We start from the raw sequence: 17,604 nt of genomic DNA, 5'->3' as shown, positions 1-17,604 counted from the left end.
TTTAAGGTTAGGAAACGATAATGGGCACATGGACAAAATTGAACTATGGCAGTTCCGAAAACGCCATGGAGAAAAGGAGTTAAAAAATAGATGAAAAGATGGATTTGGATCATCATTAGTGTTCTTGTCATTGGCTTTGTTGGTTATCAGTATTATAACTCAAAAACCAGCAGCACTGAGGCCACTACTCAGGTTCGAACGGCTACGGTCCAAAAAGGCAAGTTAGAAGTTAAAATAAGTGGCTCTGGGGCAGTTGAGCCGGTTACTTCTGAAGATATTAAGGCAACAGAAGACAATAATGAAATTGATGAGGTATTAGTGGCTGCCGGTGACAAAGTTACAGCAGGTGAGGAATTAGTTACTTTCACGGATGATAGTGATCCAATAACGGCACCTGTTGATGGAACCATTACATCTGTATCGGTAAAAGCAGGTGAGCGAGTAACAAGCGGCTTTGCAGTAGCACATCTAACTAATTATACCGATTTGCAAACAGTGGTTCAGGTAGATGAGTTGGATATTCCGAAGGTTAAAGTAGGACAGACTGCAAGCTTAACAATTAGTGCTTATCCAGATACCACTTATACCGGTAAGGTAACGGCGGTTGCAGACGAAGGAAGTTCAGAAAGTGGCTCATCAACGTTTGATGTCACCATTCACATTGATAACCCAGCAAACCTAAAGGTAGGGATGAGTTCGGAAGCAAGTATTCTCACAGACAGTAAAGATCAAGCTTTATATGTCCCAGTAGACGCAGTACACACAAGTAATAATGAAAAATACGTCATAGTGACTTCAGGCAATACTAGCACTTCTGAGCAGAAAACAGTTAAAACAGGTATTGCCAATGATGAATATGTGGAAATAACAGAAGGAGTTTCAGAAGGTGAAACGGTCCAATTACCAGAGCTTTCATCCAGTTCATCAAGTCAATCGCAAGGCTTTATGATGAGAGGAATGGATGGTGGAGGAGGCATGCCGCCAAGCGGTGGTGGCAGCCAAGGACAAGGACAGTCCAGTGGAAGGAGTGGAAATGAATGAGTTCTCCAATGATTAAAATCAACAATCTCATGAAAACCTATATGCTTGGCGGTGAAACGGTCCATGCGTTAAATGACGTTTCTCTGGAAATTCAAAAAGGTGAATTCATCGCCATTATTGGTCCGTCTGGTTCAGGGAAGTCAACGCTAATGAACATGCTTGGCTGTCTCGACCGCCCTGATAAGGGTTCATACCTCCTGGATGGAAAAGATGTCGGTCAAATGGATGATAATAGTCTTGCTGTGATTCGTAACCAAAAAATCGGCTTTATTTTTCAAAACTTCAACCTATTAAATAAACTGACTGCATTGGAGAATGTCGAACTTCCGTTGTTATATGCTGGTATGCCAACCAAGGAAAGACGTGACCGTGCATTGGAGGGTCTTGGTAAGGTTGGATTAAAGGAACGGGCAGGTCATATGCCTACTCAGCTTTCGGGGGGGCAGCAGCAAAGGGTTGCTATTGCAAGAGCACTTGTTGGTCAGCCATCGATCCTGTTAGCAGACGAACCAACCGGTGCACTTGATAGTAAAACAAGTAAAGAGATTTTGCAATTAATGAAGGAATTAAACGAGTTAGGTCATACCATCATCTTGATTACCCATGATTTAGGAATCGCGAAACAAGCAAGACGAATGGTCAGTATTCAAGATGGTCAGTTGTTGGAGAATGGAGGTGTTCTCCTTGGGCATCACGCAATCCATTAAAATGGCTCTCCGCAGTATCAAAAGTAATAAGCTGCGGGCAGTTCTCACGATGTTGGGAATTATTATTGGGGTGGCTTCCGTAATCGTGCTTGTTTCGATTGCACAAGGTTCAACCAAATCGGTAACAAGCCAGATCAATAATTTAGGAACTAACCTTCTAACGGTCAGTACCTATAGCACAGATGTTGAATTAACCGAGGATAAAATTAGTGAAATAAGCAAACTTGACGGTGTAAAAGCGGTGGCACCTATTGTTTCCGGTCGGGTCAATGTCAAAAAGGAAAGGACCTCTTCCCAAGTACAAGTAACAGGCACGAATGCTGCCTATTCTACTGTCCGGGATGCGAATGTTAGCCAAGGCCGATTCATTACCGACCTCGATGTTGAATACCGGCAGAAGGTCGCGGTCTTGGGTTCAAGTACAGCAGAAACCTTTTTTGGCACAGATAACCCAGTAGGGCAATATCTCCAGATTGATGGCACGTCCTTTAAGGTAGTAGGTGTAATGGCATCAAAAGGAAGCTCCTTGGGCCAGAGCGGCGATAATGTCATCATTGTTCCACTTAGCACGGGTCAACGTGTTGTGGGAAGCACTTCGATTAGCACGGTTTATTTACAAGGGAAAAGTCAAGAACAAATGGACTACGTCATGAACGAGGTCAAATTGGCTTTGGCAAGCATGTTTCCTGGCAAATCCGATAGTTACGGTGTAACGAATCAACAGGATGTCATGGATACTATGAGTTCTGTTAGTGACACAATGACGATGATGCTTGGAGGAATTGCGAGTATTTCCTTGTTAGTCGGAGGAATCGGAATTATGAATATTATGCTTGTCTCGGTGACAGAACGAACAAAAGAGATTGGAATTCGGAAAGCAATCGGCGCCAAACGGCGTGATGTCCTTTTGCAATTTTTAATTGAGGCCATTGTTCTAAGTGCAATGGGTGGACTGATCGGTGTCCTAGCGGGATTGGGAATAGGTAAACTCGTTTCCACCTTTATGAGTTTGACCGTATCCTTCTCCACAACGGTAATAGCGGCTTCATTCTTATTCTCACTTGTGGTGGGAGTGGTTTTCGGTGTATTCCCTGCTAATAAAGCTTCCAAGTTAAATCCTATCCAGGCACTAAGGTACCAATAAATACTAGCCTGGAAATATATTAATAAAAGGAGAATATTAAATATGAAGAAAACTAGAAACGCTCACTTATGGATTGGGTTGATTTGTTCAATATTTATCCTAATGGAGTCCATTACTGGATTGATTATGAATGAGCCGTGGCTGATTGGACAGTCACAGACGGAACAAAAAGGTAATTTCCCAACAGGACAAATGATACCGCCTGGTCAACAAGGAACGACAAATAGCTCCAGCCAATCCGGTCAAACTAACGGGCGATCTTCCACTGCTACAAATGGAACGACTACCGGGAATACACAAGAGAATGCTAACAGCCAAACGGGGACAAATACAAATGGACAATTCCCTGCCATGGGTGGACGCATGGGTCAAGGCGGAACGAACGGCCAATCACAATCTTTAATGGGGATCATTAGAGGTCTTCATGAAGGGAGAATTGGGAACACAGATGTTACATGGTTAATAGATTTAGTGGCGGTGGCACTAATCTTCCTAACCGGGACAGGCATCTATTTATCTGTAAAAATTCTAGCAGCTGAGAAGAAACGGAAAAAGTTAAAAACTCAAGTAGCATAATGAGACAGAGAGCTCCAACCCAAGTCGGTTGAGCTCTTTTTTTATATGTTGGTTCTAGTTGGGAAGTGAACTTGTTGATAAGTGGACAAGAGACGTCGATAAATGAACAAAACACGTTGATAAATCTGTAAAATACGTGGATATCTTACTGATTTGCGTTGATAAACTGAAAAAATATGTTGATAAAGTGTCAAAAAAAGCGGAACTTGTTGATAAGAGAACAAAAACACGTTGATAAATTCTCAAAATGCGTGGATATCCTGCCGATTTGCGTTGATAAACTGATAAAATACGTTGATAAAGTGTCAAAAAAAGTGGAACTTGTTGATAAGAGAACAAAAAACGTTGAAAAATCCTCAAAATGTGTGGATATCCTGCCGATTTGCGTTGATAAACTGATAAAATACGTTGATAAAGTGCCAAAAAAAGTGGAACTTGTTGATAAAAGAACAAAAACACGTTGATAAATCCTTAAAATGCGTGGATAACCTAGCGATTAATGCAGTTAAATCCATCATTCACGTAGATCTCCTACAGCGCAAAAAACCAGATTCAGCATATGAATCTGGTTTTTACTATATTAAGCTAGTCGCATTTTAAAATCTTCATAGCCAAATTGTTGGACAATCTCACAATCTCCGTCTTTCTTTTTCACGGCAATGGCAGGTAAGCCCATACCATTGAAAGTGGTGTTTTTAACCATGGTGTAGATGGCCATATCGCCAAAAACCAAGCGATCGCCGCTCTTTAATGGCTGATCGAAGGAATAATCTCCAATCACATCACCGGCCATACAGGTTTGTCCGCCTAAACGGTACAGATGTGGCTTCTCGCCAACTTCTCCTGATCCGAAAAGAGGAGGACGATAAGGCATTTCTAATACATCAGGCATATGGCAAGATGCAGAGGTGTCAAGAATGGCAATATCGATTCCATTTTTAATCGTATCTAAAACCGTTGTTATCAAATATCCTGCATTGAGTGCAACGGCTTCTCCTGGCTCTAGATAGACCTCTAAACCGTATTTCTCTTGCATTCTTTTGATACAAGATTCCAATAGTGGAATATCATAATCTTCCCTAGTGATGTGGTGCCCACCGCCAAAATTGATCCACTCCATTTGCGGCAGCCATTGACCGAACTTTTCTTCAACTGCATTTAGCGTTGTTGCCAAGTCGTCAGAGTTTTGCTGACAAAGAGTGTGGAAATGCAATCCGGAGATGCCTTCAAGCAATTCTGGACGGAACTGTTCTAAGGTCACACCGAATCTGGATCCAGGTGAACATGGGTCATATATGGCATGCCCATCTTGGGTAGAGCATTCAGGATTGATGCGCAAGCCGACCTTTTTACCGGCTTGCAGCACCTTATCTTTGAATTTTTCTACCTGAGAAAAAGAGTTAAAGATAATATGGTCACAGATAGAGACGATTTCATCGATTTCATCATCACGGAAAGCTGGGGCAAAGACGTGAGTTTCTTTTCCCATTTCCTCGTAACCTAATCGTGCCTCATAAAGACCGCTTGCTGTTGTTCCTGCTAAATATTTTCCAATTAGCGGATACATTGAAGTCATCGAAAAAGCTTTTTGAGCCAATATAATCTTGCATCCTGTACGGTTCATAACCCCACTTAGGATTTTAAGATTTTTCTCTAAAAGTTCTTCATCAACGACATAACATGGTGTAGGAAGTTCTTCAAAGCGCATTTTATCGAACAGACTCCTGACTTTTGACTTTAACAGGCTCATGATCAACAAGTTCCGGATTGAAGTCTTCTTTCCAAGGAAGTCCCCACTTGTTTAATGCTTCCATAAATGGATCTGGATCGAATTCCTCAATATTGTAAACGCCCGGCTTATTCCATTTACCAGTCATCATCATCATGGCACCAATCATCGCTGGTACACCAGTTGTATAGGAAACCGCTTGTGAACCCACTTCTTTAAAGCACTCTTCATGGTCGCAAACATTGTATACATAATAAGTCTTTTCTTTTCCATCCTTCTTACCTCTGAAGATACAGCCAATGTTTGTTTTCCCTTTTGTGCGTGGTCCAAGAGAAGCTGGATCTGGTAAAACGGCTTTCAAGAATTGTAGAGGAATGATTTGCTTGCCTTCGAATTCAATTGGTTCAATGGAAGTCATTCCGACGTTTTCAAGACACTTTAAGTGAGTAAGGTAGCTTTGACCAAATGTCATGAAGAAACGGATCCGCTTAAGGCCTGGAATGTTAACAGCAAGGGATTCAAGTTCTTCATGATAAAGAAGATACATATCTTTTTCACCAACTTCAGGGAAGTTATAAGTGCGTTTGATCTCCATTGGTTTTGTTTCGATCCACTCACCATTTTCCCAATATCTGCCGTTAGCCGATACTTCACGGATATTGATTTCAGGGTTGAAGTTGGTTGCAAATGGGTATCCATGATCCCCAGCATTACAGTCAAGAATATCGATGTATTCAATTTCATCAAAATGATGTTTTAGAGCATATGCAGAAAATACCCCAGTTACACCCGGATCGAAGCCGCTGCCTAATAAAGCAGTAATGCCAGCTTTTTCAAAACGTTCGCGGTATTCCCACTGCCAGCTGTATTCAAATTTTGCTGTATCTTCAGGCTCATAGTTAGCAGTATCCATATAGTTAGTCTTAGTAGCTAAACAAGCATCCATGATCGTTAAATCTTGGTAAGGTAAAGCCAAGTTCATAACGATGTCAGGTTTCACTTCTTCAATCAAAGCGATTAATTCATCCACATTGTTTGCATCAACTTGTGCAGTTGTAATCTTAGTTTTTCCACCGTCTAACTTTGCCTTTAAGTCATCACACTTTGATTTTGTACGGCTGGCAATACAAATTTCTTCAAAAACTTCACTATTTTGAACACATTTATGGATGGCAACTGAAGCTACGCCACCACAACCGATAATAAGCGCTTTTCCCATTTTCCTGTCTCCTAACTAAATAGATTTTTTTGAATATAAAAAAGTGATGTAAAACTTTTCAAAACAAAAAAGCAAGTGCATAACGCCAGAACTGCGCACAACACTTGCTTTGATATAATCATAAATATTTATAAGCATAAATGTACCCATGACCATAGTCGGACGGCATACATTTACCATAAAAATCAGGACATTATGGCAGAAAGCTCTAAAATATTTAAAATATATCTTCTTTAGGATCAGAGTCTATATAGCAAATAATTACTTTTACCACTCTTATTGACCGTTTCACAAGTTGATGTGCATATGCACTGGTTGTAAAGTAACCAACTTATAAAATTTGAGCTTTTAACTCAATCAATAAGGCAACTAAGTTGCCAATCGGCATTTGACCCGGCTGTCCGTGGCCTTAACTTCCTTTGAGAAGTGGTCAAAATTATCTGCTTGGAAAGATCCCGATATATTTTTATAGTAGCTTTCCAAATAATACTTCTCTATATTAGCAGTATGTTTTCCAAGAAGCAAGAGGAAAAATAAAAATACTTTCACATTTGTCAAGAAAATATTTTGAATACCACCTATTATTAGGTCTATTAGTAAAATTATCTATTTTTAGAAAAGTACACTAAATAATCACGACTTTACCTACCTAAAATATGGTAATATTAGTTGTTGAAGTTTACTAGTTTACTAGAAAAAATTATAAAAGGGGGTTCATAGGTACTAAGGTTAGCAAGTGAAACTTAATGTAGAATAAGAAATTAATAGAAAATGTTGGAGGCAAATATGATAAAAAAGATCATTCTCGTATTAATAGGGGCCATTCTATTTCTTACTGGGTGTCAATCCATTAATGGTGTTGACCTCAATAAGATGATTTTAAATAGTACCAATGTTGCAGCATCTGAAAGTAAAGTAACGACCGCTTTAGATTTTACATATACCAGATCAAAAGTCCAAGATCCTGACTTATTGAAGATTCTTGACTTATTTGACGGAGCAAAGATAGAAGTTCAAGCGAATGTAAAAGATAGCAGTACGGCTTCTTTTTCCGGTAATATCATCCTTAAGATAGGGAAAATTCCATTTAAATTATATATGGATAAAAAAGAAATAGTCATTTTGCTAGACAATGCTAGTAAGCCAATCAGGATCTCTGTAGTGGAGGACGGTTCATCTGATACAAAACTAATCCAAGAAATACAGCAAAAACTTCTGGCACCGGTAGTTAAAAACTTGCCAAATCCAAAAAAGATAACTGCTGGGAAATCGACGCAGAAGGTGAACGGGGCCCAAGTAGCAGGTTATAAAGTCCATGCTGAAATTTATGCACCTGAATTACCTGAACTAATGATTAAGTTCCTTGATAACCTTTCAAAAGATCAAGCAGCTATTAAACAAATGGTAAGTGCAATTAACGAATTAAATGAAGTCACAGGCGGAGGAGAACCGATTTCTGAGACAGAGTTCAAAAATGGACTTAAGGAATTTAAAGCATCACTTGTGGAGATGTTACCTGAGCTCAAAAAGGATCCATTATTTAGCAGTAAAAATTATCTGAAGACAGATATTTTTGTTGATCAAAAGCTTTTTGAAAGAAAATCAACAACAGAGATTAACTTGGGAAGCTTCCCTGCAGATAGTGGATTTGATATTAGCAATGTAAACTTGAAAATTTCCAGAGAGGTCTGGAATATTAACGGTGCTGTAAAGGTTAATAAAATTCCATATAAAAGCTATTTAAATGCGGATGCAACAATGGAACAAATTATGGCCACTCTTGATAAGAAAACCAGTGCGCTTTACTCTGTAATCGGATTACTTTCATTTGAGCCGTCTAAATCTTTAGACCCTTCTCAAGTGTTAATTAAAAATAATAAAACCGCTGCGGATACTATTACGGTAACCGGATTAGCTAAAGGAGATGTAATCAGGGTTTATAAAGCTGTTCAAGGTGGAGAAATGTGGGCAGCGGCAGAGGCTGCGGGGCCAACGGTGACCATGTCTATTAAAGAGCTTGGCAAAATCCCGGGCAAAGTGTATGTCAGTGTGATTCGCTCTAATAAGGCTGAAAGCAGCCGGGTAGCGGTAGCCTATACAAAAGAGATGGTTTATCCATCCCAACCGCTGGCTGTTTCACAGGTTGAGATTAAAAATAATAAAAATAGTGCTGATACCATTATAGTAAGAGATATTGCTAAAGGTGACGTAATTAAGGTATACAAAGCAAAAACAGGTAGTGATCTTTGGACAAAGGCCACTGCAACTGGTTCAACTGCTACGATCTCGATTAATCAGTTAGGGAAGGACGCCGGAAAGGTATATATTAGCATCACACGTGCTAATATGACAGAAAGCAGCCGTTTAGAAGCTGCCTATGCTAAAGAGGCATTAGATCCTTCGAAGGCATTGACTGCTTCCCAAGTCACAATTAAAAACAATAAAACGATAGCAGACACCATTACAGTAACCGGAATGGCTAAAGGTGATGTTATCAAAGTCTATAAATATAAGACAGGCAGAACTTTATGGACTTCGACTACTGCAACAGCCCAAACTGCTACTATGGCTGTTAAACAATTAGGATTAAATGCTGGAAAAGTATATATTACGATTACTCAGCCGAATAAGGCAGAAAGCGACCGCTTAGAAGTTGCATTTTTAAAAGAATAATGTGAAAAGGCTTGGGACATTTGTCCTAAGCCTTCTTATTTGTTTCTTAGTGCACGACTTGCAACAGAAAGTTAGTTAAAAACAATAAAGATATGATAAAGCTAGATAATGAAAGTTGTTTGTGATTGTTTGTAAAAATCTTTGCAAGTGGGTAGGCAATAAAACCAAAGGCGATGCCATCCACAATGCTGTATGTTAATGGAATCATAATGATGACTAAAAATGCAGGAAAGGCCTCTGTGAAATCGGAAAACTCGATGTTTACTACATTTGTCAGCATCAGGCCACCGATAATGATCAGGATTGGTGCAATGGCTGCATCCGGTATTAGTTTAATAAAAGGTATGAAGAATAACGATAAAAGGATGAAAAGACCTGTAACAACAGAGGTTAGACCTGTTTTTCCACCCGCAGTAATGCCTGCCGCTGACTCAACAGTTGAAACGGAAGGGCTTGTGCCAAAAAATCCGCAAACAATGGTTGAAATGGATATGGCCTTTAATGATCTCCCGCTCTTTTCAGGTGCTTGAAGCATTCCATTCACTTGGGAATGCACCAGTCCTATATTTTCAAAAACGAGTACCAACACCATTGAAAACACGGCAGTCCAAAACGGGATTGTCGTTATTTTTCCAAAATCAGCGCTCATAAGGACATTCTTATAGTGGTCAAAAGAAATAAAGTCCGCATCCAGTTGAGAAAACTTAACTATTCCAAAGAGCCAAGAGATAAAGGTGCCAAAAATAATACTAATTAAAAAATTGCCCGGTACCTTTTTCAAAAATAAAAACAATGTAACAATCAAGTTAATGATTGATGCCATTACAATAGGCGATGATAAATCACCAAGTCCAACAAAATTATGGGAATTTCCAATGACAATTCCACTTTTTTGTAACCCGATAAAGGCGATAAATAGTCCTATCCCGACTGAAATAGATTCCTTTAATGAAGCAGGTATCGCTTCGGATAATATGGTTGAAAGTTTGGTAAAGGCCACTAAAATGAAGAGAATACCAGATAGGACAACGGCTCCTAAAGCTTCCATATAATTTAGGCCCATTGAACCAACAATGGTATACGTAAATAATGCATTGATTCCCATGCCGGGAACAAGGATCAGCGGTGCGTTTGCCATAAACGCGACTAATAGACAGCCAACTAATGAAGAAAGTACGGTTGCAATGATTCCTGCTTCAAGCGGGATACCTGCATCCTCGAGGATTTTTGCATTAACGGCAATGATGTAAACAATGGAAAAAAATGATGTTAGTCCTGCAATTACCTCCTTTTTCACATTCGTTTGATGATACTTAAGTTTGAATACTCCTCTCATAATGTTAATCACACTTTCGCGTAACGCCCTCTCCCACCCGCATTAAGTCCAAGACTAATGCCGGGGAATATTATAACACAGAAATGAAAGAAGACAAGATTGATAAGTTTGATAAAGTAAACTATAAAATTCCAAATAGTTTCAAGTTAGGCTGGGTATCACTAATCCTGGCCCCTATTATTGTACCAGGAAAACTATGGAGACAAGTGCTAAAGGATGAAAAAGTAAACCCTGAAATCTATGACATATATGAACAATTTTTGAGAGAGGTATATGGGAAGGTCAAGTCTATTAAAGCGCAAAATAAATGATTTAAGGCAGATTCAGGAGCAAAACAGAAAGAAGTTAAAGCTGAAAGCTCAATACCTATCTAATCAATTAGAATAAAAAACTAAAAATGAGAGTCCGTAAAGAGGGACTCTCATTTTTGCTATGATTAATCAGCAGTATTTGCTGACTCTGTTGTATCTCCAGTCGTCGTTGTTTGTGAACTGTCTCCTGTGGTTTGAGTGCCACTATTGTCAGATTCGCTGGTGGTACCTGATGTGGTTGTGCCTTGTTGTTCACCGTTATCATCTGGTTGAGTAGTAGTAGTTTCAGTCCCTTGGTTATCGTCACTATCTCCAGTTTGCGTTGTTGTACCGGAAGTTGTTCCAGTAGTTGTCGTTGTTGTTGGCTTGTTAGCGGCTGCTTGTGCGGCCAATGTTTGAACTTGCGTTATTTCGTTAGTAGCAAGGGCCTGAAGAGTCTTAGATTTCTCAGCTAATATAGCCAGTTCATCTGCAGATACTTTTTTATTCTTTTTATAATTAGCTAGTTGCTTGTCTACTGCTCGAAGCTTATTAAGCTCTGCGTTTAGCTTACCTTTAAAGCTGTTATATGCGTCTGAAGCAGCCTTTTTGGTTAAAACCTTGTCTGTTGTGCCGTCAGAATCTACCTTAAAATAGCTATTAACTGCAATAATAATTTTATTAATAGAATCCTCACTTGAATGAAGCTGTTTTTCCAGCGATTTCCCTACTGATGATTTAATAGTTCCTTTTGTCGTGCTGTGTCCTTTTGTAGCCGTTTTCCCTGGGCTCTTCGTAGTTACTGTTACAGGTTTTCCATGACTTTGATCTGGTCCTTTTGCACTAGCTAATGAAGCACCGCTAAGTACTAATGACGAAACTAATAAACCTGCTGAAATCTTTGAAACTAGTTGTTTTTTCATAACCTTTCCTCCTTATGGTTAGGGCAGCTCGGCTGGCATAGATTTACTCCTTAGCCCCTTTAAGCTTTGTGACACCAGGTTTCCCGTGGCTGTACCTTTATGTCGATTTTAATCGAAATTGCTTAAAGAGTAAATTTAATTTTTAGGGAAAAAGGGATTTTCATTAATTTTTCATAAATCATTGCAAAAAAGCCTCCATCCAATTAAGGATGAGGCTCTCATCGTAATATTCTAGTAATAACGTTTCCGTCTAAAGATCCCTTTAATCAATCGGATAATAATTAAAATAATCATGATATCTAAAAGCATCCCGAACATGGAAAATCCATAAGAATTTCCGTAATAATGGCCGCCGAAAGGATGGAGCATGCTTCCGATAAATGTCCCTGCTCCAAATGCTGCTGCATGGCTCCAAAAGCCACCTCGTTTTGTGGAATAGGATCCTTTATAGGATGACCCTGATTTACTGCTAAAAGGTGATTTAAATCCTGAGTAAGATTTTGTTGTAGAATGCGATCCAAATGAAGAACTATGGCTAAAGGAACTAGAGCCCTTGCTGAATCCTTTTGCTTCCGTCATCCCAGGTGCAACTAAACTAAACAGCAAAACGAAGGCAATGATTAATTTTTTCATCTATAATTCTCCCATACTTTATTGAAATGAAAAGCTATAACCTATTTACGCTTTGGTTTAAAAAAAGTTTCAAAAAGCGTCGTGGTACGTTTTTCCAAAAGTTAAAAACAAAACAGGTTGCCTTAATGGGAATCAGCAACTTGTTTTGACTTAAATGTCCACAACTTGTTCAGAAGAAAATTAAAGATGACATTAAAACTTGTGGCGGCTATTTGGGCCATTATTTTTGAAATCCCCCATAGGTCGATTAAAACAAAGAGGAATAGAAGGTTAAGTAATAGAGAGAACATATTTACCATCATAAATTTCAAAGCTTGATGCGTGTTTCTTTGCTGTTTAAACACGAAAGATGAACTAAACACATAACCATTCAAAAGTCCTGCACAGTAGGAAATTGTACTTGCAAGCAGGTATTGAACTTCAAGCGTTATAAAAATATAATAGACAACTAACGAAATGGATGTATTGGCAACCCCAACCAAACAGAATTTAATAAATTGCCAGTATTTCTGGGCAGATGGAGCAATTATAGAAATTATGGAGTGCTTTATAAACAAAGAACGAGAATTATTTTTCATCAACTTCTACCTCTTTAAAAGCATACTAACATATTTAGTATGGTTGCCTTCCGAGGTTATATTCTATTTTTTTGTAAAAAAGGTCGAAATTTGTTGTATTTTTACTTTTTTTTGTTGTTTTTTATAATAGTCATAATATACTAAAGATACAGAAGTGTTATAGGTAAAAATATCTGAATATTGACAATTATATACCAACGGGAAAAACTATGGAGGAAATGACATTGAAAAGTATTCAATCTAAATTATTGGTACCGCTCATTTTATTTTTCCTGATCGGCTGCGTCATATTATCGTTTGGATCTTATAGGACAAGCGTTGGGGAGTTTAATGATGCGAAAAAAGCACAGGTAGGGAATCTTGCGAACAATATTTCAAAAACTATTAAGGTAGATCAACTATTAGAACTTAAACGGTCCGAGGACCCAGAAAAGACCCCTTATTATCACAAGTTAAGAAAGCGTTTACTCGATTATAAGGAAATTTATGGCCTTAAATACCTTTATACATTAGATGTTAAAAGGATTGGAGATACATATAAGTTAAGCTATCTGGTTGACGGAGGAAACATGGAGTCAAAGGACTTTTCTCACTATGGTGATAAAGCCACTAATGAAGATTATCCAGAAATAACTGAGGTATTCAAGAAGAAAAAGGTCATAACAACACAGATTTATAACACGTCTGAGTACGGATATTTAATGAGTGCGTATGTTCCTATTTTTGATGATAACCGAGAAATTGTTGCGGTATTAGGCGCAGATTTGGATGCTAATGAGATTTTTGACATACAAAATGCCTTAAAGCGAAACTTTATCATTGTCACATTAGCAGTAATGGTTGTTTTAATCATTGGATTATATATTTATATCCGCCAGTTTGTAGTGCCATTGCGAAAAATGAATTTTCAGATTGCTGAGGTAAAAGAAGGGAATTTAACCGTTAACGTTTCATTAAAGCAAAAGGACGAAATCGGGGATATATCACGGAGTTTCGATGAATTAGTACTGGAACTTCGGGGCCTTGTTTCAAAAATAGAAGGGAATTCTATCACTCTTGAAGATGTGAATCATACCTTAAAAGATACCATTCTCCGAAATAATCAGCTATTTGGGAAGGTAATGGAACTCAATGAGGATATGAACCAACATACGAATTTGCAAAGTCAGAAATCGGGGGATTTGGAGTCATTTTTGTTAGAATTACAGAATAATGCGGGGGACATGAATAAGCACATTGAAAGTATTCATGATAATTCGAATGAAAATATGGCTAAATCCTATAAAGGAAAACAGGTCCTGGATGAAACGATTAAGCAAATTCATGCGATTAACCATCTAATGAATAATGTCTCAAGTGAAATAAAGACCTTAATCAGCAGATCGCAAAAAATTGAGGAAATTGTTCAGATGATTACTGAAATATCAGACCAGACCAATTTGTTGGCCCTTAATGCCGCTATAGAAGCTGCTCGAGCGGGTGAACAAGGGCGAGGCTTTGCAGTCGTTGCTGACGAGGTTAAAAAGTTAGCGGAACAATCATCTAATTCAACAAAAGAGATTGCCGCCATTATTGCGGAAATGGTGGAAAACACTAATACTACTGGAATTGAAATAAATAAAACAAACTTGGAACTACAAAAAGGTATCGAGTTAATCGGGCAATCCTCGGTAACGTTTAATGAAATTATGGAGAATATCGAAAAAACAGGTGAGAAATTAGAACAGCTATCGAATACTAGTAAAGATTTAGTTCATAAATCACATGCTGCAGCCCAAAATGTAATGGAAAACAAGGAATTATCCGAGGAAATTAATCAAAAAAATCAGGTGATTTCCTCCATTATGGGTGATCAAATTCAAGTGCTAGAACAGATGAATACAAAAGTTACACAAATAGATAATATAGTAAAAGAATATGAAAATATCCTCTCTAAGTTTGATAAATAGTAGAACAGGCAACCGCTGAGTAGGACCCAGCGGTTTTTTTGCCTGTAAATTCACTATTTATTTGTCATTAGCCAGGAAATTGTAAATATTGGCTTCGCCAGCTCCGTAAAGTGGATCAGCACCTACTTTACCAAAATCGATGGCACTTTGCCTGATAGCCGCCGCTACTTGAGCAGGGGTGTATTCAGGGTGTGCAGCCTTAATAACTCCGGCTACCCCAGCAACTTTTGGTGCTGCCATGGAAGTACCGTGTAGATAAGAATAGCCATGCCAATTGCCATCACTAAATTGGGTAGTTGCATTGGCGCCAACTGGATAAGTTGGATACGTCGATAAAGTACGATACGTGAAATCACGTTTATTTAAATAGTTTCCAGCTGGGTCCTTGCGGTATAGGCTGTCATATAACGGACCATTATCTCCTCCAGGGCCTGCCACATCAATGGCACTTCCGTAGTTGGAGTAGAAGGCGATACCTTTATCTGACCACTGATTTGAGGATGATACGGTTATGACTCCCGGAACCTGGGCTGGTGCGACACGTGATGGACCTTTAATATCAAGTCCATAGTTTGCTTTCCAATATGCTTGCATATCATGTAAATTGTTTAAATCCATAGAATCATTTCCAGCAGATACAACGACTGTTACCCCTTTTTGAATCGCATACTGTACAGCACGGTGATAGGCTACCATGGAGGCTGAGTCCCCTTTTTCGCCATAGTTATTGGCCATCCAGCGCCATCCGCCGATAGACATATTTATGACTTCTACTCCATCATTTGCTGCAGCAACAATGGCATCGGTAATCCATGATTGCTGGGCTCCACCGGTAGGGCCAAAAACGCGGTAAGCACGAACGGTTAAATCAGGGCCAACCCCTTTGACTTTGCCGTTTGCTGCAATAGAACCGGCAACGTGGGTTCCGTGGCCATTACCATCCCAAGGGCTTGTCAACCCTGGAACAAATGACTTGGAACCTTTTTCATCGGCATTTGCCTTTAAATCCGGGTGACTGAAATCGATTCCTGTATCGATCACTGCTACAACGGTATCGTGATTTCCTGAATCTAATTTATAAGAATCTCCGTTATGTGTTAATCGCTGCATATCCCATTGCTTATCCCAGTAACTGGTAGCATTAGGATCCAATGTGACCTTTTGCCCATTAGGGGTCCCCGGGGTAAATTGAATGGCGTCATCTGGGTCTGGTTCTAAGTATGCCTCCAGCTCTTTACCGGCAGATTGAATATCTTTATTCTGTGAAATGCTAGAAAGAAAGGATTGATCAGTAGATGCAGCCTCAACAATTCCTACCTCCTCAATCACACGCTCCACTTTCCCACCGGCTTTTTCAATATCTTGAGAGAAATTAGCAGGAAGTTTTCCTTTATAAGCCAAAACATAATGCTCCTGTTCGGCGGCAGCCTTGGATTTACTTGGTTGAGCCCCAACAAATAAAGAGATGGATAGAACAGAACAAATGGATAGAATAGATAATTTCTTTTTCAACGATAAGTCCCCCTTTTTTATGTACGGAATGGTTAACCTTATGAATTGATTTTAGGACAACGTCACAAATTAATTTGTCAAAACAAGAAAGGAGATTAATAGATTCTTCAGACAAAAACATGGAATTTCCTCTATTAAAACCTTAAAAATAGCATGAATCTATCAAACTTTCGAGAAAGCCCCTACTAAAACAGTAGAATCAAACAATAGAATGTAACTATTTGAAAGAAAACAGAGCTTCAAAACCCAATGTCCACCCCAGACGGCCAAAAAATTTTAGAGTCAATTTAAAAAAGAAAAGCCGTTCTATGGTTATAGGACGGCTTTTACGGATTCAGTTAAAGTAATTAATGTTCGTATTTGTTAGGAAGGTTTTAGCATTGCGAGAAAAACGGACGAAGAACGTTTACAAGAATTAGAGAAAGTGATGGAGCAGATCAAGGCTCGGAAGCAACAGGTTGAGAGTCGATTAAAGGAAAAAGAACGGAAAGCTCGAACATAGAGATTGATTGAAGTGGGAGCTATTTTTGAAAAGTATTTTGAAATGGATGGCCAAGAAGAAGCAGAAAAAGTCGCTTTGGCTTTTCAAAAAAACGTTTTAAAAAATTAAGGCAAACTATTGAATGTGAATTTTGAACAAGTTAAGAAATCTCAGCGATAAATATTAAAATAGCAAAAAATAACTTGGCAGTATAATGCAAAATATGTTTAAATATGGAACGAGAGGAAATTCCACACTTTTCCATTATTGTCAATATAACAATATAGCATTGGGGAATCATTATGAAATCTAAATCTAAAATATTAATTGATATTATTATGTACACATTTTTTCTTGTTTTTTTCGCTTTTTGGAATATAAAAGATAATCTACCTTCCTACTTTTGGGTGGTTAGTATTCTTTTAATAATAATAATTGTTTTCAAGATTAAAGAGCTCTTAATCAAGAAAAATGGATTCATGGAATAGGAAAGGATAGAATAATAAAATGAAAAAAAGAAAAGATATAATGTTAGCAATTACAATGCTTTAAACTCATGAAGTATCCGCTGCCGTCCAAGAAATGGCCGCGGGTTCTGAACAGATGAACCAATCCATGAAGGTCATTGCGCAAATTGGAGAAGTAGCAGCATCCGGAACACGTGAGGTATCAACTGTAGCCCAAGAGCAACAAATGGCCATGGGAGAAATCACTTCATCCGCCGTATATTTATCCAAAATGGCAGAAGAATTACAAGAAATGGTTGGAAAGTTTAAAATATAAACGTAAAACACGCGGTTCGAAAAAACGAGA

The 17,604-nt window shown here is 38.6% G+C and carries 15 protein-coding genes and 1 riboswitch; of the genes, 8 read left to right on the top strand and 7 right to left on the bottom strand.

Annotation, left to right across the window (positions count from 1 at the left end):
- Window positions 1-90 precede the first annotated feature (90 nt).
- The 5 genes from ACI3K6_RS08680 (at window position 91) to ACI3K6_RS08660 (ending at window position 3,932) form a co-directional block, all read left to right on the top strand.
- Entirely contained in the window at window positions 91-1,041 is a 951-nt protein-coding gene (locus tag ACI3K6_RS08680; RefSeq protein WP_435554489.1) for an efflux RND transporter periplasmic adaptor subunit, read from the top strand.
- Window positions 1,038-1,748: an ABC transporter ATP-binding protein gene (locus ACI3K6_RS08675; RefSeq protein WP_435554488.1), complete on the top strand. Its 711-nt coding sequence runs from the start codon at window positions 1,038-1,040 to the stop codon at window positions 1,746-1,748. The genes ACI3K6_RS08680 and ACI3K6_RS08675 overlap by 4 nt, the downstream gene beginning before the upstream one ends.
- Complete coding sequence (locus tag ACI3K6_RS08670; RefSeq protein WP_435554487.1) at window positions 1,726-2,892, top strand: ABC transporter permease; 1,167 nt, start codon at window positions 1,726-1,728, stop codon at window positions 2,890-2,892. The genes ACI3K6_RS08675 and ACI3K6_RS08670 overlap by 23 nt, the downstream gene beginning before the upstream one ends.
- 42 nt (window positions 2,893-2,934) lie before the next feature.
- Window positions 2,935-3,468, top strand: a complete 534-nt coding sequence (locus tag ACI3K6_RS08665; protein WP_435554486.1) for a PepSY-associated TM helix domain-containing protein — start codon at window positions 2,935-2,937, stop codon at window positions 3,466-3,468.
- 209 nt (window positions 3,469-3,677) lie between these two features.
- On the top strand, window positions 3,678-3,932 hold the full coding sequence (locus ACI3K6_RS08660; protein ID WP_435554485.1) for a hypothetical protein: 255 nt from the start codon (window positions 3,678-3,680) through the stop codon (window positions 3,930-3,932).
- Window positions 3,933-4,048: 116 nt separating this feature from the next.
- Here the strand turns inward: ACI3K6_RS08660 and nspC are convergent, their stop codons facing one another.
- Both nspC and ACI3K6_RS08650 read right to left on the bottom strand, forming a co-directional pair.
- Entirely contained in the window at window positions 4,049-5,176 is a 1,128-nt protein-coding gene (gene nspC / locus ACI3K6_RS08655) for a carboxynorspermidine decarboxylase (RefSeq protein WP_435554484.1), read from the bottom strand.
- Window position 5,177: 1 nt separating this feature from the next.
- Window positions 5,178-6,416 (bottom strand): saccharopine dehydrogenase family protein, encoded by a 1,239-nt coding sequence (locus ACI3K6_RS08650; protein WP_335476394.1) that lies wholly within the window; start codon window positions 6,414-6,416, stop codon window positions 5,178-5,180.
- A gap of 786 nt (window positions 6,417-7,202) precedes the next feature.
- Between ACI3K6_RS08650 and ACI3K6_RS08645 the strand changes: the two genes are divergently transcribed.
- Window positions 7,203-9,089, top strand: coding sequence for a hypothetical protein (locus tag ACI3K6_RS08645; protein ID WP_435554483.1), 1,887 nt, complete (start codon window positions 7,203-7,205; stop codon window positions 9,087-9,089).
- Between the two features lie 46 nt (window positions 9,090-9,135).
- On the opposite strand, the gene ACI3K6_RS08640 is transcribed toward ACI3K6_RS08645, so the two are convergent.
- The 4 genes from ACI3K6_RS08640 to ACI3K6_RS08625 form a co-directional block, all read right to left on the bottom strand.
- Window positions 9,136-10,425 (bottom strand): NCS2 family permease, encoded by a 1,290-nt coding sequence (locus tag ACI3K6_RS08640; RefSeq protein WP_435554560.1) that lies wholly within the window; start codon window positions 10,423-10,425, stop codon window positions 9,136-9,138.
- Between the two features lie 436 nt (window positions 10,426-10,861).
- Window positions 10,862-11,638: a hypothetical protein gene (locus tag ACI3K6_RS08635; RefSeq protein WP_435554482.1), complete on the bottom strand. Its 777-nt coding sequence runs from the start codon at window positions 11,636-11,638 to the stop codon at window positions 10,862-10,864.
- A 19-nt stretch (window positions 11,639-11,657) separates the two neighbouring features.
- A riboswitch (cyclic di-GMP riboswitch) is annotated at window positions 11,658-11,744 on the bottom strand.
- 125 nt (window positions 11,745-11,869) lie between these two features.
- Window positions 11,870-12,271 carry a hypothetical protein gene (locus ACI3K6_RS08630; RefSeq protein ID WP_335476388.1) on the bottom strand — a complete coding sequence of 134 codons (402 nt, stop codon included), beginning with the start codon at window positions 12,269-12,271 and terminating at the stop codon, window positions 11,870-11,872.
- 122 nt (window positions 12,272-12,393) lie between these two features.
- The gene (locus ACI3K6_RS08625) at window positions 12,394-12,849 is read right to left on the bottom strand and encodes a GtrA family protein (RefSeq protein WP_435554481.1); all 456 of its coding nucleotides are present in this window, start codon (window positions 12,847-12,849) and stop codon (window positions 12,394-12,396) included.
- A gap of 224 nt (window positions 12,850-13,073) precedes the next feature.
- Between ACI3K6_RS08625 and ACI3K6_RS08620 the strand changes: the two genes are divergently transcribed.
- On the top strand, window positions 13,074-14,798 hold the full coding sequence (locus ACI3K6_RS08620; RefSeq protein WP_435554480.1) for a methyl-accepting chemotaxis protein: 1,725 nt from the start codon (window positions 13,074-13,076) through the stop codon (window positions 14,796-14,798).
- A gap of 57 nt (window positions 14,799-14,855) precedes the next feature.
- Here ACI3K6_RS08620 and ACI3K6_RS08615 read toward each other — a convergent pair whose 3' ends face one another.
- Window positions 14,856-16,310 (bottom strand): S8 family serine peptidase, encoded by a 1,455-nt coding sequence (locus ACI3K6_RS08615; RefSeq protein WP_435554479.1) that lies wholly within the window; start codon window positions 16,308-16,310, stop codon window positions 14,856-14,858.
- Window positions 16,311-17,394: 1,084 nt separating this feature from the next.
- Between ACI3K6_RS08615 and ACI3K6_RS08610 the strand changes: the two genes are divergently transcribed.
- Entirely contained in the window at window positions 17,395-17,574 is a 180-nt protein-coding gene (locus ACI3K6_RS08610; protein WP_435554478.1) for a hypothetical protein, read from the top strand.
- Window positions 17,575-17,604 lie beyond the last annotated feature (30 nt).

The sequence above is a fragment of the Neobacillus solisequens genome, from assembly GCF_051233465.1.
In the GTDB taxonomy this organism is placed as follows: domain Bacteria; phylum Bacillota; class Bacilli; order Bacillales; family Cytobacillaceae; genus Neobacillus.
Note: the sequence above shows the minus strand (reverse complement) of the source record. Positions and strands in the feature narration are given on the sequence as shown.